This window comes from Allokutzneria oryzae (assembly GCF_042429765.1).
GTDB classification, from domain to species: domain Bacteria; phylum Actinomycetota; class Actinomycetes; order Mycobacteriales; family Pseudonocardiaceae; genus Allokutzneria; species Allokutzneria oryzae.
The window spans coordinates 58,559-77,770 of the sequence record NZ_JBHLZU010000026.1; the positions used below are offsets into that span (position 1 = coordinate 58,559).

At 71.0% G+C, this 19,212-nt stretch carries 21 protein-coding genes; 11 read left to right on the top strand and 10 right to left on the bottom strand.

What is annotated here, in order from left to right; translation table 11 throughout:
- Positions 1-954 carry a nucleoside hydrolase gene (locus ACFFQA_RS28730; protein ID WP_377858989.1) on the bottom strand — a complete coding sequence of 318 codons (954 nt, stop codon included), beginning with the start codon at positions 952-954 and terminating at the stop codon, positions 1-3.
- 58 nt (positions 955-1,012) lie between these two features.
- On the opposite strand from ACFFQA_RS28730, the gene ACFFQA_RS28735 reads away from it, so the two are divergent.
- Both ACFFQA_RS28735 and ACFFQA_RS28740 read left to right on the top strand, forming a co-directional pair.
- Positions 1,013-1,762 carry an acyltransferase gene (locus ACFFQA_RS28735; RefSeq protein WP_377858992.1) on the top strand — a complete coding sequence of 250 codons (750 nt, stop codon included), beginning with the start codon at positions 1,013-1,015 and terminating at the stop codon, positions 1,760-1,762.
- 141 nt (positions 1,763-1,903) lie between these two features.
- Positions 1,904-2,443: an excalibur calcium-binding domain-containing protein gene (locus ACFFQA_RS28740; protein ID WP_377858995.1), complete on the top strand. Its 540-nt coding sequence runs from the start codon at positions 1,904-1,906 to the stop codon at positions 2,441-2,443.
- On the opposite strand, the gene ACFFQA_RS28745 is transcribed toward ACFFQA_RS28740, so the two are convergent.
- Both ACFFQA_RS28745 and ACFFQA_RS28750 read right to left on the bottom strand, forming a co-directional pair.
- The gene (locus ACFFQA_RS28745) at positions 2,444-2,935 is read right to left on the bottom strand and encodes a hypothetical protein (protein WP_377858998.1); all 492 of its coding nucleotides are present in this window, start codon (positions 2,933-2,935) and stop codon (positions 2,444-2,446) included.
- A gap of 59 nt (positions 2,936-2,994) precedes the next feature.
- A complete protein-coding gene (locus tag ACFFQA_RS28750) occupies positions 2,995-4,251 on the bottom strand; it encodes a glycosyltransferase family 4 protein (RefSeq protein ID WP_377859000.1) in 1,257 nt (418 codons plus the stop codon).
- Positions 4,252-4,379: 128 nt separating this feature from the next.
- Here ACFFQA_RS28750 and ACFFQA_RS28755 point away from each other — a divergent pair, with 128 nt between their 5' ends.
- Positions 4,380-4,571, top strand: a complete 192-nt coding sequence (locus tag ACFFQA_RS28755; protein WP_377859002.1) for a hypothetical protein — start codon at positions 4,380-4,382, stop codon at positions 4,569-4,571.
- Here the strand turns inward: ACFFQA_RS28755 and ACFFQA_RS28760 are convergent.
- Genes ACFFQA_RS28760 through ACFFQA_RS28775 form a run of 4 tightly spaced genes read right to left on the bottom strand, consistent with a single transcriptional unit; the run spans position 4,568 to position 8,405 of the window.
- Positions 4,568-6,061, bottom strand: coding sequence for a 1,4-alpha-glucan branching protein domain-containing protein (locus ACFFQA_RS28760; RefSeq protein WP_377859004.1), 1,494 nt, complete (start codon positions 6,059-6,061; stop codon positions 4,568-4,570). The two genes, ACFFQA_RS28755 and ACFFQA_RS28760, sit on opposite strands and share 4 nt — an antisense overlap.
- A complete protein-coding gene (locus ACFFQA_RS28765) occupies positions 6,058-6,810 on the bottom strand; it encodes a methyltransferase domain-containing protein (protein WP_377859006.1) in 753 nt (250 codons plus the stop codon). The genes ACFFQA_RS28760 and ACFFQA_RS28765 overlap by 4 nt, the downstream gene beginning before the upstream one ends.
- A 9-nt stretch (positions 6,811-6,819) precedes the next feature.
- Entirely contained in the window at positions 6,820-7,521 is a 702-nt protein-coding gene (locus ACFFQA_RS28770) for a S1 family peptidase (protein ID WP_377859007.1), read from the bottom strand.
- 41 nt (positions 7,522-7,562) lie between these two features.
- Positions 7,563-8,405, bottom strand: coding sequence for a DegV family protein (locus ACFFQA_RS28775; protein WP_377859010.1), 843 nt, complete (start codon positions 8,403-8,405; stop codon positions 7,563-7,565).
- Positions 8,406-8,476: 71 nt separating this feature from the next.
- Between ACFFQA_RS28775 and ACFFQA_RS28780 the strand changes: the two genes are divergently transcribed.
- The 7 genes from ACFFQA_RS28780 to mnmA all read left to right on the top strand — a co-directional run bounded on the left by ACFFQA_RS28780 (position 8,477) and on the right by mnmA (position 15,441).
- A complete protein-coding gene (locus tag ACFFQA_RS28780) occupies positions 8,477-8,878 on the top strand; it encodes a VOC family protein (RefSeq protein ID WP_377859013.1) in 402 nt (133 codons plus the stop codon).
- A gap of 169 nt (positions 8,879-9,047) precedes the next feature.
- Complete coding sequence (locus ACFFQA_RS28785) at positions 9,048-9,830, top strand: electron transfer flavoprotein subunit beta/FixA family protein (protein WP_377859015.1); 783 nt, start codon at positions 9,048-9,050, stop codon at positions 9,828-9,830.
- Positions 9,831-9,849: 19 nt separating this feature from the next.
- Positions 9,850-10,809 (top strand): electron transfer flavoprotein subunit alpha/FixB family protein, encoded by a 960-nt coding sequence (locus ACFFQA_RS28790; protein WP_377859018.1) that lies wholly within the window; start codon positions 9,850-9,852, stop codon positions 10,807-10,809.
- Between the two features lie 124 nt (positions 10,810-10,933).
- A complete protein-coding gene (locus tag ACFFQA_RS28795; RefSeq protein WP_377859021.1) occupies positions 10,934-11,689 on the top strand; it encodes a GNAT family N-acetyltransferase in 756 nt (251 codons plus the stop codon).
- A 47-nt stretch (positions 11,690-11,736) separates the two neighbouring features.
- Positions 11,737-13,110 (top strand): MFS transporter, encoded by a 1,374-nt coding sequence (locus ACFFQA_RS28800; RefSeq protein WP_377859024.1) that lies wholly within the window; start codon positions 11,737-11,739, stop codon positions 13,108-13,110.
- 37 nt (positions 13,111-13,147) lie between these two features.
- Positions 13,148-14,344 carry a cysteine desulfurase family protein gene (locus tag ACFFQA_RS28805; protein WP_377859027.1) on the top strand — a complete coding sequence of 399 codons (1,197 nt, stop codon included), beginning with the start codon at positions 13,148-13,150 and terminating at the stop codon, positions 14,342-14,344.
- Positions 14,344-15,441 carry a tRNA 2-thiouridine(34) synthase MnmA gene (mnmA, locus tag ACFFQA_RS28810; RefSeq protein WP_377859030.1) on the top strand — a complete coding sequence of 366 codons (1,098 nt, stop codon included), beginning with the start codon at positions 14,344-14,346 and terminating at the stop codon, positions 15,439-15,441. The genes ACFFQA_RS28805 and mnmA overlap by 1 nt, the downstream gene beginning before the upstream one ends.
- Before the next feature lie 212 nt (positions 15,442-15,653).
- Here mnmA and ACFFQA_RS28815 read toward each other — a convergent pair whose 3' ends face one another.
- The gene (locus ACFFQA_RS28815; protein WP_377859033.1) at positions 15,654-16,541 is read right to left on the bottom strand and encodes a serine/threonine dehydratase; all 888 of its coding nucleotides are present in this window, start codon (positions 16,539-16,541) and stop codon (positions 15,654-15,656) included.
- A 75-nt stretch (positions 16,542-16,616) separates the two neighbouring features.
- Between ACFFQA_RS28815 and ACFFQA_RS28820 the strand changes: the two genes are divergently transcribed.
- Positions 16,617-17,525 carry a LysR family transcriptional regulator gene (locus ACFFQA_RS28820; protein WP_377859036.1) on the top strand — a complete coding sequence of 303 codons (909 nt, stop codon included), beginning with the start codon at positions 16,617-16,619 and terminating at the stop codon, positions 17,523-17,525.
- Positions 17,526-17,732: 207 nt separating this feature from the next.
- Here ACFFQA_RS28820 and ACFFQA_RS28825 read toward each other — a convergent pair whose 3' ends face one another.
- Positions 17,733-18,023 (bottom strand): ArsR/SmtB family transcription factor, encoded by a 291-nt coding sequence (locus ACFFQA_RS28825; RefSeq protein WP_377859890.1) that lies wholly within the window; start codon positions 18,021-18,023, stop codon positions 17,733-17,735.
- 125 nt (positions 18,024-18,148) lie between these two features.
- Positions 18,149-19,105, bottom strand: coding sequence for a chitinase (locus tag ACFFQA_RS28830; RefSeq protein ID WP_377859039.1), 957 nt, complete (start codon positions 19,103-19,105; stop codon positions 18,149-18,151).
- Between the last annotated feature and the right edge of the window lie 107 nt (positions 19,106-19,212).

Genomic DNA, 19,212 nt, shown 5'->3' on the forward strand with positions numbered 1-19,212 from the left:
TCAGGCCCCACCACGCAGCCGGTCCAGGACGAGTGCGCGCACCGCGTCCAGGTCGGCGTCCAGCGCCACGTCGACCCGCCGGCCGGAGGCGTTGAGCCTGCGGTCGGCGATGGTCGCCCCACGCGCCGGCCCGAGATCGCAGAGCACGTCCACCGGCAACGGTGTGGTGCGCAGCGTGCCGGGCCGCGCCGCTTCGAGCACGGCGAGGGCGTCGTGCAGCGCCACCCCGTCCTCGCCGTAGAACTCGCGGTACCGGTTGCGGTAGTGCTCGACGACCTTGGCCAGCGTCTCGCCCGCGCCACCACCGGCCGCGAGCGAGGCCAGCCAGGGGCCGTCCAGCGCACAGCGCAGCGTCAGGTCCAGCGGCACGAGCGTGGTCGGCACGTCCTCCTCGACCAGCACCCGGCGCGCCGCCTCGGGGTCGCTCCAGATGTTGAACTCCGAGGTGGCCGTCGTGTTGCCGCCCGAGAACGCCCCGCCCATCACCACCAGCCGACCGATCCGGGGCTTGAGCTCCGGGTACGAGCCGAGCAGCAGCGCGATGTTGGTCAGCGGCCCGATCGCCGCGATCGTCACCGGCAGCTCCGCGCCGCGCAGCACCGTGGCCAGCTGCTCCACCGCACGGATCGGCTCCGGCGAGCGCACCGCCTCCGGCAGCAGGCCGGACTGCCCGCCGAGCCCGTCCTGACCGTGCCAGCCCTCGGCGCGGTGGACCAGCGCGTGCACCAGCGGCCGGTCGGCCCCGGCCGCGACCGGGACGTCCTCGCGGCCGATCAGCCGCAGCACCCGCAGCGCGTTGGCCGTGGTCACCTCCGGCCCGACATTGCCGAAGACCGTGGTGACAGCGACCAGGTCCACCTCAGGGCTGTTCGCGGCGAGCAGCAGCGCGACGGCGTCATCGATCCCGGGGTCGGTGTCGATGACCAGTGGTGTGCGGGCGGCGGCTGAGGTCATGCCGCTTATCCTGCCTGCTGACAGCGCGGCGGAACCAACGGATTGCGGGGACGGGCCGATGACGAGCATGTGGGGTGCGCCGTTGCGGGCCAGATGGAGCCTGGGACGGCAGCGGGACCCGCAGCAGGCCCGGTTCCTCACCCTCGCCTCGCTGCGCTGGGTGGTCCGCAACAAGGCGTGGACGCCCTGGTACCTGGTCCGCTACTGGCGGCTGCTGCGCTTCCGGCTGGCCAACCCGCACATTGTCCTGCGCGGCATGGTCTTCCTCGGCCGCAACGTGGAGATCCACTGCAAGCCCGGCTACGGCCGGATGGAGATCGGCCGCTGGGTGCACATCGGCGACGGCAACGCGATCCGCTGCCACGAGGGCTCGCTGCGCATCGGCGACAAGGCGGTCTTCGGCAGGCAGAACACCGTCAACTGCTACCTCGACATCGAGCTCGGCGCGGCCGCGCTGGTCGCGGACTGGGTCTACATCTGCGACTTCGACCACATCACCGCGGACATCAACCAGCCCATCAAGGACCAGGGCATCGTGAAGTCCCCGGTGCGCATCGGCCCGGACACCTGGCTGGGCACCAAGGTCACCGTGCTGCGCGGTACCCGTGTCGGCCGTGGCTGCGTCCTCGGCGCGCACGCGGTGGTGCGCGGCGACATCCCGGACTACGCCATCGCGGTCGGCGCCCCGGCCAGGGTGGTGCGCAACCGCGTCGCCGACTACGAGTCCGATGCCGAACGCCGGGCCGCCATCGCCGACATGTCCCGCAAGGCCGACGAAGCCGTGCAAAGGGCGCTGGACAAGTCCTGACCTCGGTTTCCGTGCGGTCACGCGGGCGTTGCGGACAGGTGTGCACCCTCCCTCAGCGCGCCGAATCGGACATACCGTCACCTCCCTCCGTCATCAGCCGATGGCGGGGCCGCAGTCGGGGACGAACGGCCGGAGCTCCCTATGCGCGCTTCCGAACCCGCCATACGCACCACCTTCCTGCTGCTGCCGCTGCTGTTGGGCCTGAGTGCCTGCGGCGGTGGCACGTCGGACACGAGCCTGGGCGTGCCCGCCACATCAACGACGACCACGTCCGCGACCTCCACGTTCATGACGCAGCCGACCACGACCACGGTGATCACGACGACGATGACGACGACCACCGTCACCACCACGACCGTGCCGCCCGCACCTCCGGCACCGCCCGCCGTCGACCCGCGGTTCAGCACCTGTCAGCAGGCGTTGGCCAAGGGGTACGGGCCGTACTACAAGGGCAAGGACGTCGAGTACGGCTGGTACCGGGACGCGGACTCCGATGGCGTCGTGTGCGAGCCCGCGCCGATCACCACGAAGCCGAAGGCCGTTCCCCAACCCGGCACCGATCCGCGGTTCGGAACCTGCAAGGAAGCCAAGGCCAAGGGGTACGGGCCCTACTACCGGGGCAAGGACGTCGAATACGGCTGGTACCGGGACGCCGACTCCGACGGGATCGTCTGCGAGTAGCTAGCCCCCGGATTCTCCGTCCACAGAGGACAGAATGCGGCCGGGGACGTCGGGGTCGCAGCCGACCCGGGCCAGCCGTGCGCGGATCGACGAGCGGCTGCGGCCGAAGCGCTCCGCCAGCTCACCGATCACCGATGGCCCCGCGGTCGGGGCCGCGCCACCGGTGAGCCAGCGCTCCTTCAGCTCGGTGTCCAGCTCGGACGTCCACGGGGCGTTGGCGTTGGCCGCCGACGCCCCGCGTGCGCCGCGTTTTCGGTTCCTGCGCGGGTCGTGCAGGCGGGACAACGCCTCCATCACCTCGGACAGCAGCTGCCCGCAGGGCGCGAGCCCGTGCGCGGGCAGCACCAGCTGCCCCTCGGCGATGGCGTCCCCGTCGATGTCGGTTCCGGACAGCTCGATCTCGACGTGCTCGGCCTCGCCGATCCGGGCGCGCACCGCGTAGGTGCTGTCGCCGGTGTGCACGTCTCCCTGGTAATCCAACGAAATAGCCATGCCGCGAAGGTAAACACCTCCGCCGACGAACCCACCGACAACGACCGCGCCGCCGAACCTCAGTGTCGCCCGAAAGCGTTACCTGAAGCGATTTTCGGCCGTCCCAGCACCCTCGCGGGACCCCTGCGGGCGGCCGCGTAGACCTCCGCGGTCCCCGCAGCGATCTTCGCCCAGTCGAAGTCGCTGGTCAGCCGAGCCTTCGCGGCCTTGGCCCGGCGCTTGGCCGCGGCCGGACCGTCCAGCACGGCACGCACGGACGCGGCCAAACCATCGACATCGCCTGGGGGGAAAGACAATCCGGTCACACCATTGAGTACAACCTCACCCAACCCGCCCGCGGTGGACGCCACGAGAGGTGCTCCCGCGGCGGCGGCCTCCAGGGCGACGATGCCGAACGGCTCGTAGCGACTGGGCAGCACCACGGCGTCGGCGGCCGACAGGGTCGCTGCCAGCTCCCGATCGGTGAGGTGCCCGACGAACTCGACCGAGCGCAGGACGCGGTGCTTGCGGGCCTGCTCGACGAGCCAGTCCGAGCCCGTGCCCTTGCCCGCGACGACCACGCGAGTGCCCGGGTGGCTGCGCCGGATCCTCGGCAGCGCCGCGAGCAGGTCGTGCACGCCCTTCTCCCACTCCAGCCGCCCGAAGAACAGCAGGAACGGCTTGCCGTCTGGGGCGTAGCGCCGCCGCGCCTCCTCGATGTCGGCGGGCCGCACGCGCCACCGCCGCGGCTCGATCCCGTTGTGCAGCACGGTGACCGTGCCGGGGTCGATGTCGAAGAGCGTGGCGGCCTCGTCGCGCATGGCCGCCGAGCAGGTGATCAACGAGTCCGCGCTGTTGGCCAGCCACCATTCCACCGAGTGGATCTGCTGGTTCAGCGGGTGGGAGAGCCAGCCGTTGTAGCGGCCCGCCTCGGTCGCGTGCACCGTGGCGATCAGCGGCGCGTCGGCGAACTCGGCGAGCGCCACCGCGGCGTGGGTGACCAGCCAGTCGTGCGCGTGCACCACGTCGGGCCGCCAGTCGGCGAGCAGGCGCAGCCCCGCCCTGGTCATCGCGTGCCCGATGCCCAGGGTCCACGCGACGAGGTCCTGCTCGAAGCTCAGGTGCGGCGGGTCCTCGGCCACCCGCACCAGCCGGACGCCGTCGGCGGTCTGGTCGGTGGTCGGGTGGGTCTCGGCGTCGGTGCCGAACGGCTGGCGGCACAGCACCACCACCTCGTTGCCCTGCGCGGCGAGTTGCCTGGCCAGCGCGTGGACGTGTCTGCCCAGCCCGCCGACCACCACGGGCGGGTACTCCCAGGACAACATCAGTACGCGCATATTCAGACATCCTGACAGGTAGGTGCGGTGTCCCGGCCGTGTGGCCGTACATGCGAATCTCGAACGCGGCCACGGCCCAACGGTGCGGGTAACGTCCATGGTTCGTCAGAACCAAGGAGGCCGCCGCTATGTGGTTCTACATCCTGCTCGGGCTTGTCGTCGTCGGTGTCGTGGTCGCCGCGGTGCTGGACAGCAGGGCCAAGAAGGTCCGCGGGGAGCTGAAGCCCAGCAGCGCCGACCCGGACGGTCACGTGTCCAAGATCGAGCCTGGGTACGTTCTGCCGAACCCTGGTGTGGTCACCCCACATACGGACTCCTAGAGCGACCGCGCGTCGAGGTGACCGAACGGGCCGTCCTGCTCGCGTAGCCGGGCGGCCAACCCCTCGGCCTTCGCCAGGTCGCCGTAGCCGATCAACCGCGCCAGCTCCTCGAAGCGCTCGGTGTGCACGTGCGCCCGGTGCCGTGCGTAGTCCGCCGCCGAGTCCTTGGTGACCATGAACGCCCAGTCGCTGGACAACGCGAGCAGCGCCTCGCGCACGAGCTGGTCCTGCACGGCACTTCGCACTGTTCCAGGTGCCACCGTGGCCAGTAGCTTGCGTTGCAGCTCCGCGCCGGAGGACACCAGGTCGGCCACCTTCTCGCCGTCCCACACTCGCCAGTCCTTGCCGGAGCCCCACGATGACGCGGGCAGGTCCACCGGGCCACTGACAAGACCGGACTCGGTGGCACCACGAAGAGTCGTCACGTTGACGCCTGCCTCGGGCAACGCTCGCAGCACTGCTTCAAGCCACGACGGTCCTTCGTGCCACCAGTGTCCATAGAGCTCGGTGTCATACGCGGCAACAACATGCGCTGGTCTGCCGTGCTGCTCGCGTAGGGACTTCAAACGCCGCACTACGACATCGACGAAGTCGGCTGCGTGCTTCTGCACTGCCGCGCGGGCCAACGTGGGGTCATAGGGCTTCTTGTCCTCCGGAGACACGTGCTTACCGGTCACGCGGGAGGGCTTCAAGCCAGACGGGTGGTCGTAGGTGTGGAAGTCCCTATAGACCGCATCGCCGGGGTATCCGGCCTTTGGCGACCACACGCGGTAGGTGACTTCAAGGTCGCGGCCGAAGCACACAACGTCAGAGGTGCCTACTGTGCGGCCGAATGCCGTGTCGCCGTGCAGTGCTGGACCGTCGACAAGGAACCGTCGCACACCTGCGGCGGCGTAGCCCTCTTCCATGCCAGGCGCGTAGCCGCACTCCGGGGCCCAGATGCCTTCAGGCGTATGACCCAACCGCAGGTTTGTGTCCGCAAGACCCGTGTGTAGCGCGAACGCGCGAACACGTGGCTCCAGCAGCGGTTGGAACGGGTGCGTCGCAGGGCCGCCGATCAGCTCGATGACACCGTCGTCGACCAGTGGCCGCAGCACGGGGGAGAAGCCGTGCCGCCAACGCGACTCGAACTCCTCGATGGCCTTGCCCGCACTCCGGTGCTCGTCGGCGGCCAACGAACGCAGCAGCGGATCGGCGTTGCGCCACTGGCCTGCGGCGAGCTGTGCGCGCAGTTGCCAGTTGCCGAGCCAGTGGTGGAACTCGCGCAGGCAGTACGGATCGTCCAGTTGCGCGGCCAACACCGGCGTCACGCCAAGCGTCAGGACGTCGCGGCGCCCCTCTTCGCCGAAGCGCCGCACCATGTCCATCAACGGCAGGTACGAGTGCGCCCACGCTTGGTGCAGCCACTCCTCGCCGACCGGCCAGGAACCGTGGTGGGCCAACCACGGCAGGTGGCTGTGCAGGACGAGGCTGAACGATCCGAGCTTCATGGCCGCACCGCCACGGCGACGAGGTCGAGGCTCGCGTCGAGGTCCTCGGGGCTCAACACGAAGTCGGACGCGGTGATCGAGCCGATGTCGCGCAAAAGCCCCGGTGGCCAGACACCGTCGCCGAGCACCACCTTGACCTGCGCGTCGATGATCGAGCCGCCGTGAGCCGCGTCCAGCTCGCGCAGTCGCGGGCCGTGGTGCAGTCCGAGCAAGCGCTCCGTGACGAACCCCGCCCCAGAGAGCAGAGAGTCCAGTTCGGACGGTGCGAGTTCCCTGGTGTGGAAGGGGTTCAGCGGTGTGTCGCGACCAGGGGAGAACGTGATCCGATTCGGGGTGCTGATCAGCAGCCGTCCGCCTGGGCGCAGCACGCGCAGGCACTCGCGCAGGAAACCCGGCTGGTCCCACAGGTGTTCGATCACCTGGAAGTTGACCACTACGTCCACTGTGGACGTACCGAGCGGCAAGCTGGCCAGGTTGCCGCGCGCCGTGTCGATGCCGGGGTACGCCTTCGCGACGTGCGCGCACGTCAGCTCGTCGTAGTCGAGCGCGACGACGCGTTCGGCGACATCCGCGATGACTTGCGCGCCGTAGCCTTCGCCGCAGCCCGCTTCCAGTACGCGCGCGTCCGCGCAGTGCTCCAGCAGGGCGAGATACGCGATCTCGTGCCGCCTGAACCAATAATTTTCCTCGGGCACGCCCGGGACGGTGCGTTCGCCGGTCAGCGGCAGGGGCTCAAGCTCGCGCGTCACGCCCGCACCCTACCGGTCAGTAGCCCCCTTGTTGATGAGCTGTCCGACCCACTTCGCGTGCGGGTCCACCCGCGACGTGGTCTCCAGCTCGCTGTGCGGGCACAGCGGGCCGGAGTTCTCCACCGAGACGAGCACGGCGGTGCCATCGGGCCGCTCGGCGAAGTACGGGCCGCCGGAGTCAGACGCGCACGCGCTGGTGTTCGGGTTCGGTCCCCACCCACGCACACCGAGCACCCACTCGTCGACGCGGTCCACCACGAACTGCCCGGTCTGGAGCCGCTTGGCGACCTCGGTGCCCCCGGTCTTCCCCCAGCCGACGAGCCGCACCACGTCGCCCGGCTTCGGCGCCGTCGAGCCGACCAGGAGCGGCGTGATGCCCTCGGCCGGCCGGTCCAGCTCCGCGACGGCGAAGTCGGCCTGGTCGGAACCGGTGTAGGAGACGACCCGTCGACGCTGCCCACCGGCTCCGTCGGAGGTTGTCGCGCCGATGACCGCCTCGCCGAACTCACCGGATGCCATGCAGTGCAGTGCGGTGGCGACCCACTTCGCGCCGATCAGAGCTCCAGTGCACACCTGCGTCGGCCCGGAGGTGAGTCGTGCGTTGAACCGGTACTGCCCGTCCGCGACGTCCACGCCCCGTGCGACCGCCCCGGCTTGAGGCGTGAACACGGCGGTCAACGCCACCGCGGCGATCAATGCTCTCTTCGTCACCCCACTGCCTACGGACGCGATCCACGCCGGGTTGCATCGAGTCAGTGTGGGGAGACCGTGATGCCCAGTGCGCCGGGTCCGACGTGGGCGCCGATGATCGCGCTGGTCTCGGCGAGCAGGAACTCGCGGCCAAGGGGGACCTCGGTGTGCAGGCGTTCGATCAGGTTCTCCGCGCGCTCGCGGGAGGCGAAGTGCTCGACCGCGATGTCGACCGGGCGGCCCGCCGCGTGCTGGGCCGTCAGCGCCGCCAGGCGGGAGAGCGCGCGGTCGGTGCCGCGCACCTTCTCCAGCGGTTCGATGCGGCCGTCGTTGATCGCCAGCAGCGGCTTGATCGACAGGGCTGAGCCGATCAGCGCCTGGGCCGCGCCGATCCGGCCGCCCCGGCGCAGGTACTCCAGGGTGTCCACGTAGATCAGCGAGCTGGAGCCGGTGGCGCGGCGGTTGACGACGTCGAGCACCTCGCTCGGACCGGCGCCCGCCATGGCGGCCTCCGCCGCCGCGATCGCCGCGAAGCCCACGCTCATCCCGCACGAGCGGGAGTCGACGACGTGCACCGGCACGCGGGTGTGACCGGCGGCTTCGTGAGCGGTCGCGCAGGTCTGGGACAGCTCGGTGGAGATGTGGATCGACACCACCGCCTCCACGCCGGCCGCCGCCGCGTTCTGGTAGGTCCAGAAGAACGCGGCGGACGGTGGTGGGGCCGTCGTGACCTGGACGCGGTCGTGCAGGGCGGAGACCAGGTCGGCCGTCGGCACCCTCGCCTCGTCGGTGGACTTCTCGCCCATCTGCAGCTGGAGTTGCACCACGGTGATGCCCAGGCGCCGCGCCAGCTCCGGGGGAAGCGACGCGGTGGAGTCGGTCACCACAGCTACTCGCCTAAACATGAATGTGAGGCTAACTCCGATAAGGCTCGAAATGGGCGGTGAGTTCGCCGGTCGCGTGCTAGGCATCACGCGTGAGCACATCTGACGACCCGGTCCGCATCCAGCACGTGACCGTGGACTGCGCCGACCCCTATGCGCTGGCCACATTCTGGAGCCGAGTGACCGGCTGGGCCCTGGACCCCCAGGACGAGCCCGGTGACCCCGAGGCGCTGCTGCACCCTTCGAACCCCGCGCTTCCCGAGTTGCTGTTCATCCGCGTCCCGGACGGGAAGTCGGTGAAGAATCGGCTGCACCTGGACCTGGTTCCGCGGCACCGCACGCGCGACGAGCAGGTCGAGTGGCTGCTGGGGATCGGCGCGAAGGTGCTCGACGACCAGCGGCGCCCGGACGGCAAGGGCTGGGTGGTCATGACCGATCCCGAGGGCAACGAGTTCTGCGTCGAGCGCGGCGCCGCCGAGCGCGCTTCCGGGTGAGAACCGTCACGTGGGTCGGGCGCTTGCTGGCGTTTGCACCCAAATTACCGATGGGTAACATGGGCGTGGTCGAGGCCACTGTGCCATGTGAACGGCGGCATGGCAGTGTCACCACCACTTCCCGCCACGACGCGCCCGCCGCGAGTTATCAGGAGGTCGAAGGGGACCTATGAACATCGTCGTCCTGGTCAAGCAGGTGCCCGACACCTGGTCCGAGCGCAAGCTCACCGACGGAGACCACACCCTGGACCGCGAGGCCGCTGACGCGATCCTCGACGAGATCAACGAGCGCGCGCTCACCGAGGCCCTGCGGCTGAAGCAGGAGCTCGGTGGCGAGATCACCGCCGTCTGCATGGGCCCGGAGCGCGCGACCGACGCGATCCGCAAGGCCCTGTCGATGGAGGCCGACAAGGCCGTGCACCTCTCCGACGAGGCGCTGCGCGGGTCCTGCGCGGTGCAGACCGCCAAGGCGCTTGCCAAGGTGATCGGCACGCTCGACTCCGTCGACCTGATCATCGCGGGCAACGAGGCGACCGACGGTCGCACCGGTGCCGTCCCGGCCATGCTCGCCGAGCTGCTGGGCCTCGCCCAGCTGACCCACGCCAGCAAGGTCTCGGTCGAGGGCACCACCGTCACCATCGAGCGCGAGACCGACGAGGGCAGGGCCACCGTCCAGGCGAGCCTGCCCGCCGTCGTCAGCGTGACCGAGAAGATCTGCGAGCCGAAGTACCCGTCCTTCAAGGGCATCATGGCCGCGAAGAAGAAGCCGATCGCGAAGCTGACGCTGGCCGACGCCGGCATCGACGCCTCCGAGGTCGGCATCGCCAGCGCGCGGTCCAAGGTCGTCGAGGCCGCGCCGAAGCCGCCGCGCTCCGGCGGCCAGCGGGTCACCGACGAGGGTGACGGCGGCGTGAAGATCGCCGAGTACCTGATCACCCAGAAGCTCGTCTGACCCCGGAAGCGAGGAGAACATGTCCGAGGTACTCGTTCTCGTCGACCACGTCGACGGCGAGATCAAGAAGGTCAGCTTCGAGCTGCTCGCGGCCGCCCGCAGGATCGGTGAGCCCTCGGCCGTCGTGGTCGGCGCGCCCGGCACCGCGGCCAAGCTGAAGGAGTCGCTGGCGCGGCACGGCGCGGCCAAGGTCTACGTGGCCGAGTCCGACTCCGCGGCCGAGGAGCTCGTCACCCCGAAGGTCGGCGTGCTGGCGTCCCTGGTCGCCTCCGCCTCGCCCGCGGCCGTGCTGGTCTCGGCGACCCTGGAGGGCAAGGAGGTCGCGGGCCGGCTCGCCGTGCGCATCGACTCCGGCCTGCTCACCGACGCCGTCGACGTGGCAGCCGACGGCACCGTCACGCAGTCCATCTTCGGTGGCGCGTTCACGGTGAAGTCGCAGTCCACCACCGGGGTCCCGGTGATCAGCGTGCGTCCCGGCGCCATCGAGGCCGAGCCCGCAGACGGCGCCGCGGCCGAGGAGTCCGTCGAGGTCCCCGCGACCGACGCGGCCAAGGTCGCCAAGATCGTCAGCCGCGAGCCGGTCGTCGGTGGCGACCGCCCCGAGCTGTCCGAGGCGTCGGTCGTCGTCTCCGGTGGCCGAGGCGTCGGCAGCGCGGAGAGCTTCGAGGTCGTCGAGAAGCTCGCCGACGTGCTGGGCGGTGCCGTCGGCGCCTCCCGCGCCGCGGTGGACTCCGGCTACTACCCGCACCAGTTCCAGGTGGGGCAGACCGGCAAGACCGTCTCGCCGCAGCTCTACATCGCTCTCGGCATCTCCGGCGCGATCCAGCACCGCGCGGGCATGCAGACCTCGAAGACCATCGTCGCGGTGAACAAGGACTCCGAGGCGCCGATCTTCGAGATCTCCGACTTCGGCGTGGTGGGTGACCTGTTCAAGGTCGCGCCGCAGCTGACCGACGAGGTCGCCAAGCGCAAGGGCTGATCCTTCGCCTCTCTCGTGGGGAGTCCCGGTCCGCCGGGGCTCCCCACGAGTCGTTCACCCACCCGTCATCCCCGGGCCCCGTTGCCGTACGCGTCGGGCCGGACGGGAGGGGTACACCCTGCGTATGGCGCAGCCCAGCGTGCTGCTCAGCACGCCAGAACCTGTTGGCGACAAGCCCACGTACTCGCTTCTGGTGGCTCAGGACGGTGACGACGTGCTCGCGGCGCAGCGGCTGCGGCACCAGGTCTTCGCGGGAGAGATGGGCGCCGTCCTGCCCAGCTCGGCCACCGGACTGGACATCGATCCCTTCGACGAGATCTGCGACCACCTCCTCGTCCGCGACGACAGCAGCGGGGAGATCGTCGGCACCTACCGGGTGCTGCCCGCCGCCCGCGCTGCCCGGTACTACTCCGAGACCGAGTTCGACCTCGGCGCGCTCGCCCCGCTCCGCTCCTCGCTCGCCGAGACCGGCAGGTCCTGCGTGCACCCCGATCACCGCTCCGGCGCGGTGATCGGCCTGGTGTGGGCGGGGCTGGCGCGCTACATGCTGCTGACCGGGCACACGTGGCTCGGCGGCTGCGCCTCGGTGTCCCTCGCCGACGGCGGTGCGGAGGCAGCCGGGGTGTGGGACCGCGTGCGCGACAAGCACTACGCGCCCGAGGAGTACCGGGTGCGGCCGTTGAACCCGTGGTTCCGCGACGAGACCGCCCCGCCCGCCAGGCCCGAGCTGCCGCCGCTGCTGCGGGCCTACCTGCGGATCGGGGCGTGGGTCTGCGGCCCGCCCGCCCACGACCCGGACTTCGGCGTCGCCGACTTCTACGTGCTGCTCTCGATGCGGCGGATCGACCAGCGCTACACCAGGTTCTTCCTGGGCGGCTGAAAAATGCACTGGACCTCCAGCGAGGTCGAGGGTGCAGGCTGTCCCTCGTGCCCTCACCCTCTGCCACCACCGGGAGCGCCCTCTGGGCGCCTGACCGCCGTGTCCCGACCCTCGCCCTGATCCTGCTGATCACCCTGGCCGCCTTCGAGGCGATGAGCGTCGGCACCGCGCTGCCGACCCTGGTCGCGGACCTGGGCGGGCAGGACCTCTACTCCTGGCCGTTCACCTCGTTCCTGGCCGCCAGCGTCATCGGCACCGTGCTCTCCGGCCGCGTCTGCGACCGGCTGGGCCCGGTGCCGTCGCTGGTCGTGGGGCCGGGGCTGTTCTTCGTCGGGCTCGTGGTCGCCGGGGTCGCGGACTCCATGTGGCTCCTGCTGCTCGGGCGGGTGCTCCAGGGAGCCGGTGCCGGGACGCAGATCGTCGCCCTGTACGTGATGGTCGCGCTGGTCTACCCGGAGCGGGACCGGCCGGCGGCCTTCGGCGCGCTGTCGGCGGCGTGGGTGGTGCCCTCGTTGATCGGCCCCGGGCTGGCGGGGCTGGCGACCGAGCTGCTGTCGTGGCGGCTGGTGTTCCTGGGGCTGGCGCCGATGGTGCTCATCGGCTGGCTGCTGCTGATCCCGGTGGTCAAGACGCTGCGGGCGCGTCCCGACGTGGTCCCCGAGCAGACCGACGAGCCGCGCAAAGGATTGCCCCTCGCCGCTGTCTGCGCCGCTGTGGGCCTGTCCGCGTTGACCTGGGCCGCCGAGCACCCGCAGCTCTCCTCGCTGGCGCTCGGCCTCGTCGGGCTCGTGCTGCTCGCGCCTTCGCTGCGCAGGCTGCTGCCTCCCGGGACGCTGCTCGGCAAGCCGGGGCTGCCCGTCGTCGTGCTCTCGCGTGGCCTGCTGTCCGGCTCGTTCTTCGCCGTGCAGGCCTACATCCCGCTGGTGCTGGCCAATGTGCACGGTTATTCGCCGACGTTGGCGGGTGTGCCGTTGACCGTGGGCTCGCTCGGCTGGTCGGCCGCCGCGGCGTGGCAGGCGCGGCAACGCGACGTCGAGCGGGACGTGATGATCCGCCGTGGCCTGCTGTTGCTGGCCGTGGCGCTGGCGGGGGCCGTGCTGATCGCCCCGGCGTGGGGTCCGGCCTGGCTGATCTACCCGCTGTGGGCGGTCGCCGGGTTCGGGATGGGCACCGCGATGCCCAGCATCAGCGTGCGCGTGCTGGCGTTGTCCGCGCCGGGCGACCGGGGGTTCAACGGGGCCGCCTCGCAGGTGTGCGACATGTTCGGCTCGGCGGCGCTGATCGGCGTCGGCGGAGTGCTCGTCGGCACCTTCGCCTCGGCGGCGCAGCCCACGGCGGCGGTGATCCCGCTCGATCTGGCCATGGCCGGGTTCGCGCTGCTCGGAGCCGCTCTCATCAGCCGCAACATCACCCGGTCCTGACGGGGCTGTCGGGGTCGCGGTCTACCCTGGACGGGCGATGACGTACCTGGACCACGCGGCGACCACGCCGATGCTGCCCGAGGCCGTGGCGGCGATGACCGAGGCGTTGCCCCTCGTCGGCAACGCCTCGTCGTTGCACGCCTCCGGCCGCCGGGCGCGCCGCGCGGTCGAGGAGGCCCGCGAGTCCCTGGCGGCCGCCCTCGGCGCCCACCCATCCGAGGTGATCTTCACCAGCGGCGGCACCGAGGGCGACAACCTCGCGGTGAAGGGCATCTTCTGGGCCCGCCGCGCCGCCGACCCGCGCCGGGTGCGGGTGCTGGTCTCGGCGGTGGAGCACCACGCGGTGCTGGACTGCGCGGACTGGCTGGCCGAGCACCAGGGCGCGGTGGTCGAGACGGTGCCGGTGGACTCGGCGGGCCGGGTCCGGCCCGAGGTCCTCGCCGAGGTGATCGACCGCGACCCCTCGGACGTGGCGCTGGTGAGCGTCATGTGGGCGAACAACGAGGTCGGCACCACCAACCCCATCCGCGAGCTCGCCGAGGTGGCGCATGCCCGGGGGATCCCGCTGCACACCGACGCGGTGCAGGCGGTCGGCATGCTCCCGGTGGACTTCGCCGCCAGCGGGGCTGACGCGCTGACCCTGACCGGTCACAAGCTCGGCGGGCCGTACGGCTTCGGCGCGCTCCTGCTGACCAGGGACACCACGTGCGTCCCGGTGCAGCACGGCGGCGGGCAGGAGCGCGAGGTCCGCTCGGGAACCCTTGGGCTGCCGGGGATCCTGGGGCTGGCGGCCGCCGTGCGGCACGTGGTGCGGGAACAGCCCGAGGAGGCGGTCCGGCTCGACGAGCTGCGCGCGGAGCTGGTGCGCGCCGTCCTGGACGCGGTGCCCGACGCGGTGCTCAACGGCGATCCGGCCGACTCGTTGCCGGGGACCGCCCACTTCACCTTTCCCGGCTGTGAGGGCGACAGCCTGCTGATGTTGCTGGACGCCATGGGAATCGAGTGCTCGACCGGGTCGGCGTGCACGGCCGGTGTCGCGCAGCCCAGCCACGTGCTGCTGGCGATGGGCGCCGATCGGGCCGCCGCGCGCGGGTCGCTGCGGTTCTCGCTCGGGCATACCTCGACGGCCGAGGACGTTGCCAGGGTTGCCGCGGCCATCGGTCCGGTGGTCGGGAAAGCGCGGGGCGCGGGTGTCGCCGGTCTGCGCAGGTCTGGTGTGAAGGTTGTGAACTGATGCGAGTACTGGCGGCGATGAGCGGCGGGGTGGACTCCGCGGTCGCGGCGGCGCGCGCGGTGGCGGAGGGTCACGACGTGACCGGCGTGCACCTGGCGCTGTCGGCGAAACCGGGCACGCTGCGCACCGGCTCGCGGGGCTGCTGCACGATCGAGGACTCGCACGACGCGCGCCGCGCCGCCGACGTGCTGGGCATCCCGTTCTACATCTGGGACCTCGCCGAGCGGTTCACCGAGGACGTCGTCGAGGACTTCGTCGCTGAGTACTCGGCGGGCCGCACCCCCAACCCGTGCATGCGCTGCAACGAGAAGATCAAGTTCGCGGCGCTGCTGGACAAGGCGATCGCGCTCGGCTTCGACGCGGTGTGCACCGGCCACTACGCCCGTTTGTCCATTGTGGACGGAGCGCCGGAGCTGCGGCGCAGCGCCGACGGCGGCAAGGACCAGTCCTACGTGCTGGCCACGCTGACCGAGGACCAGCTGCGGCACTCGATGTTCCCGCTCGGCGGCTCCACCAAGCCGGCGGTGCGCGCCGAGGCGTCCGAGCGCGGCCTGTCGGTGGCGGAGAAGCCGGACAGCCACGACATCTGCTTCATCCCCGACGGCGACACCAGGGGTTTCCTCCGCTCCAAGCTGGGGGAGCGGCCGGGCAAGCTGGTCGACGACGCCACCGGCGCGGTCCTCGGTGAGCACACGGGTGTGCACGGCTTCACCATCGGCCAGCGCCACGGCCTCGGCATCGACGCCCCCGCGCCGGACGGGCGTCCCCGGTACGTGCTCGCGCTGGAGCCGGTCTCCGGCACGGTCCGGGTCGGCTCCGCGGACCGCCTGGAGGTCAGCGAGATCACCGGCAACCGCGTCACCTGGCCCTCCGGCCGTCCGCTCACCGGGCCGACGGAGTGCGTGGTCCAGGTTCGGGCGCACGGCGGCCTCGCCCCGGCGGTGGCGGAGCTGGTGGAAGAGGACACGCTCGCGATCCGCCTCCGCGAGCCGCTGCGGGGAGTGGCACCGGGCCAGACGGTGGTCCTCTACCGCCCCGCGCCGGACGGGGACGTCGTCCTCGGCGCCGCCACCATCACCGCGACAGGACAGGCGTAGTCCCGGGAAACGGGACACCGACGTGGCGGTTCGACCCGGTGCCGCGCTGCGGTGTGTGCGCTGGCGTGGCTGGGGTTTGCGCGTTTTGTAGGCATGATGCGAAATGAGAGCGCTCTTTTGCGCATTAAGCCTACAAAACGCGAACGGGGGGGCAGGCGCGGCGGGCTTCGAGTGAAGCCGGTGGGGGCGGAGTGCGGGTGTGCGGGGGCGGTTTAGGCCGGGGACCACTCGGAGTTCGCGCCGCAGAGCACGATGCAGGGGAGTTCGCCTGGGATCCGGCCCGCCAGCCAGGCCGCGAACGGGACCGCGGCGGCCGGTTCGACCGCGAGCCGCAGCTCCTCCCACAGCCGGTCGCGGGCCGCGAGGATCTCCTCGTCGCTGACCAGGAGGGACACCACGCGGTCGTGCAGCGCTTCGTAGGCCAGGGTGCCAGCGCGGACCGCTCCCAGCGCCGAGGCCGCCACTGAGTCCACAGTGGAGTCAACCGGGCCGCCTGCCCGCAGGGCCGCGTTGAAACAGCTGCAGTTCTCCGGCTCCACCGCGACCACGGTGCGGTCTCCGATGGCCGACGCGATACCCGCGACCAAGCCGCCTCCGCCGACCGCGACCGCGACGGCGTCCACGTCCGGGGCGTCTTCGATGATCTCCGCGCCGATCGTGCTCTGGCCCGCGATGACCGCGGGGTCGTTGTAGGCGTGGACGAAGCGGACTCCGGGCTGCTCCGCTTCGGTGAGCGCAGTCGCCAGCGCGTCCGCGTAGCCGCCCTCGTGCGCGACCACCTCTGCGCCGAGGTCGCGGACGCGGCGCAGCTTCGCTTCGGGAGCCGTGGCGGGGACGTGCACGCGCGCCGGGATGCCGAGGCGTTGTGCCGCTGTGGCAACGCCCATGCCGTGGTTGCCGCCGGAGGCCGTCACCGCGAGATCCGGCAACGGCCCGGAGAGCAGCGCGTTCGTCGCTCCGCGCAGCTTGAAGGAGCCGGTGAGCTGGAGGTGCTCCAGCTTCAGTGCGAGCGGGCGGCCGTCGATCGTCACGCGCATCAGCGGAGTGCGCCGGATGTGGGGCGCGATGCGGGCGGCTGCTTCGGGGACGGTGAGGAGCATGCGCTCAGCTTGCGTCGGCCGACCGGCTCTCGGAAAGTTAACTCTCCTGAGCGGAGTTAAGGAGAACTAACGGCCATGGCTGTCGATCCGGGACGGTTGCGGGTCCTCGTGGAGGTCGCGCACGCCGGTTCGATTGCCGCCGCCGCAACACGAATGGCGTTCACGCCGTCCGCTCTCTCCCAGCAGCTCAGCAAGCTCGAACGCGAGCTGGGCTGTCGGCTGCTCGACCGCGGGCCCGGTGGGGTGAAGCTCACTCCGGCCGGTCGAGTCCTTGTGGAGCACGGTGAACGGGTGCTCGGCGAGCTGCGGGCGGCGGACGAGGCGGTGCGCACGTTGCTGGGGGCGGAGCCGGAGCGGCTGTCGATCGGCGCGTTTCCCACCGCGGGGCAGCTGCTGGTGCCGCAGGCGCTCGCGGAGTTCCGGAGCAGGCACCCCGGCGTGCAGCTGTCGCTGGTCGACCTCGAACCGCCCGCCGGGTACGGCCTGGTCGCCGCCCGCGAGCTGGACCTGCTGATCACGCACCGCTATCCGGGCGTGGTGCTGCCGAAGGCGGATGGCTTGCGGCGGCTGCGGTTGCTCGACGACCCGCTGCTGCTGGCCATGCCCTCCGGCCACCCGCTCGCCGGGCGCGCCGAACCGGTTGGCTTCGCCGACCTCGCCGGGCAGGAGTGGATCTGCGGTGGCCCGGGGATCGCCGACCTGATCACCTTGGAGCGCTTGGCGCAGCGGGTGGGCATCGACGTCAAGGTCGCCTACGAGACCCACAACTACGAGGTCATGATCGCGCTGCTGGGTGCGGGGCTCGGCCTCGCGCTGCTGCCCGCGAGCGTCCTCGCGCACGCCGTGACGCCGCGAGTGGTGGCTCGGGAACTGGTGGACGTCCAGCCGGTCCGGCGGGTCTACGTCGTCCTGCGGCGAAGGCCGTCCGCCCTGGTCAGCGAGGTGGTCGAGCTGCTGCGACGCGCCGCTGCGAACGTTTTCTGACCTCGTTCACCGGACCAGGAGGTGGCGCCGCCCCGTGCCCGGTGCGCGCGTGAGCTGGCTGGCGTGGTCGGGTTTTCGCGTTTTGTCACCTTGTTGCGCGAAAGAGCGCTCCCATTTCGCGTTAAGCCTACAAAACGCGAAATGGGGGGCACGGGGGTGAGAGTGCCAGAGGGTGGTGAGGTGGTGTTACCGCTTGCAGGACAGGCGTTAGGAGGTGGCGCCCACCTGGTCGAGCGCCTCGGCGAGCAGGCGGCGGACGTGCTCGTCGGCCGCCGAGTAGTAGACGAAGGTGCCTTCGCGTCTGCCGGCGACGAGGCGGGCCAAGCGCAGCTTGGCCAGGTGCTGGCTCACCGCCGTCGGGGTCGCGCCGACGAGGTCGGCGAGGTCGGCGACGGAGGACTCACCCTGGAGCAGCGCCCAGAGGATCTTGATCCGGGTCGGGTCCGCCAGGAGTCGGAAGGACTCCGCGGCGCGCTGGACCTCGCGGTTGGTGGGCATCTGGAAGTCCGGATTGCCGGTCTGCACCGCGGCAGTTTATCTATGTGCATACCTGCGTGCCTTCGCAGAAATGTGGGCGGGGGCCGCCCCCGCTACGGGGCGCGTGAGCGAGGGCGGCCCCCAGATCAGAACGCCTTGAAGATCGTGGTGAACTCCCACTGCGACTGGGCGATGCCGCTGCACGTCGGCGAGACGCCGCCGCCGGCGCAGGAGCCGTTGTCCCTGCCCGCGGACCAGAACCCGATGAAGCCGATGCCGTTGCTCTTGGCCCAGGCCAACAGTTTCCGCGCGTGGGCCTGGGTGGTGGTCATGCCGGTGTCGTTGCGGCCGATCATCGGGGTCACGCCGAGCTTGCGCCGCAGCTCCGCGTCGGACCTGCTCGGCCACACCTCCTTCATCTGCCGCAGCACCGACTGGGACGCCGTGATCATCGCGTCACCCCAGTCGCCGGTGTAGCCGAAGTTCATCAGCATCGGGTTGACCAGGACGTCGACGTTGTTGCGGGCAGCGCTCTGCAGGATCTGCACGGAGAACGGGTCCACGCCGTAGTCCTGGCCCTGCACTCTCAGCGTGTAGCTGACGGCCGTGCCGCGCTCGCGCTGGATCGTGGCGAGCGCCTGGTTCACCAGGTCGGCCGGGATCGCCGCCTCCACGTCGACGTCGATGTGGTTCGCCCCGGTCGCGTCGAGGATCTTGCGGTAGGCGCCAGCCAGGTCCGCCGCGCTGCCGCAGACGTGCTCCAGGTACGGGCCGAGCGCGCCGCCGGTCGCGATGACGACGTCGCCGCCCATCGCCTTCAGTTCGCGGATCTGGTTGATGATCCGGGGTTCGGTGAGGTCGATGGTGCCGCCCCACTTGGGGTCGCAGCCCGCGTGGCTGCCGAGGGCGAAGGCCAGCGTGAAGTTCTTGACGCCGGTCGCCCGCGCCACCTCGGTCAGCGTCGGCCGCTCCATGGTGATGTCGATGTAGGGCGCGAACCGGATGTCCACTGTGGACGCCGAAGCGGGCTGGGCCACCGCGACGAGCGCGATGAGCGCCGCGATCAGTGCGCGAAAACGGTCCTTTGTGGATGGTGTGGCCACGACGTCGCCTCCCAGTGAGCGCTGGCGGCGGCCGGGTCCTTCGACGGTAAGTGGCCTGGACCACTGTCGTCAATAGGTCTAGACCATATGGTCGCCGGGACCTGTCC

What these genes read in the sequence shown, in the direction of transcription:
- ACFFQA_RS28730 (WP_377858989.1), bottom strand. Translation starts at nt 954, where the DNA reads ATGACCTCAGCCGCCGCCCGCACACCACTGGTCATCGACACCGACCCC.
- ACFFQA_RS28735 (WP_377858992.1), top strand. Translation starts at nt 1,013, where the DNA reads ATGACGAGCATGTGGGGTGCGCCGTTGCGGGCCAGATGGAGCCTGGGA.
- ACFFQA_RS28740 (WP_377858995.1), top strand. Translation starts at nt 1,904, where the DNA reads ATGCGCGCTTCCGAACCCGCCATACGCACCACCTTCCTGCTGCTGCCG.
- ACFFQA_RS28745 (WP_377858998.1), bottom strand. Translation starts at nt 2,935, where the DNA reads ATGGCTATTTCGTTGGATTACCAGGGAGACGTGCACACCGGCGACAGC.
- ACFFQA_RS28750 (WP_377859000.1), bottom strand. Translation starts at nt 4,251, where the DNA reads ATGCGCGTACTGATGTTGTCCTGGGAGTACCCGCCCGTGGTGGTCGGC.
- ACFFQA_RS28755 (WP_377859002.1), top strand. Translation starts at nt 4,380, where the DNA reads ATGTGGTTCTACATCCTGCTCGGGCTTGTCGTCGTCGGTGTCGTGGTC.
- ACFFQA_RS28760 (WP_377859004.1), bottom strand. Translation starts at nt 6,061, where the DNA reads ATGAAGCTCGGATCGTTCAGCCTCGTCCTGCACAGCCACCTGCCGTGG.
- ACFFQA_RS28775 (WP_377859010.1), bottom strand. Translation starts at nt 8,405, where the DNA reads ATGTTTAGGCGAGTAGCTGTGGTGACCGACTCCACCGCGTCGCTTCCC.
- ACFFQA_RS28785 (WP_377859015.1), top strand. Translation starts at nt 9,048, where the DNA reads ATGAACATCGTCGTCCTGGTCAAGCAGGTGCCCGACACCTGGTCCGAG.
- ACFFQA_RS28790 (WP_377859018.1), top strand. Translation starts at nt 9,850, where the DNA reads ATGTCCGAGGTACTCGTTCTCGTCGACCACGTCGACGGCGAGATCAAG.
- ACFFQA_RS28795 (WP_377859021.1), top strand. Translation starts at nt 10,934, where the DNA reads ATGGCGCAGCCCAGCGTGCTGCTCAGCACGCCAGAACCTGTTGGCGAC.
- ACFFQA_RS28805 (WP_377859027.1), top strand. Translation starts at nt 13,148, where the DNA reads ATGACGTACCTGGACCACGCGGCGACCACGCCGATGCTGCCCGAGGCC.
- mnmA (WP_377859030.1), top strand. Translation starts at nt 14,344, where the DNA reads ATGCGAGTACTGGCGGCGATGAGCGGCGGGGTGGACTCCGCGGTCGCG.
- ACFFQA_RS28815 (WP_377859033.1), bottom strand. Translation starts at nt 16,541, where the DNA reads ATGCTCCTCACCGTCCCCGAAGCAGCCGCCCGCATCGCGCCCCACATC.
- ACFFQA_RS28820 (WP_377859036.1), top strand. Translation starts at nt 16,617, where the DNA reads ATGGCTGTCGATCCGGGACGGTTGCGGGTCCTCGTGGAGGTCGCGCAC.
- ACFFQA_RS28825 (WP_377859890.1), bottom strand. Translation starts at nt 18,023, where the DNA reads ATGCCCACCAACCGCGAGGTCCAGCGCGCCGCGGAGTCCTTCCGACTC.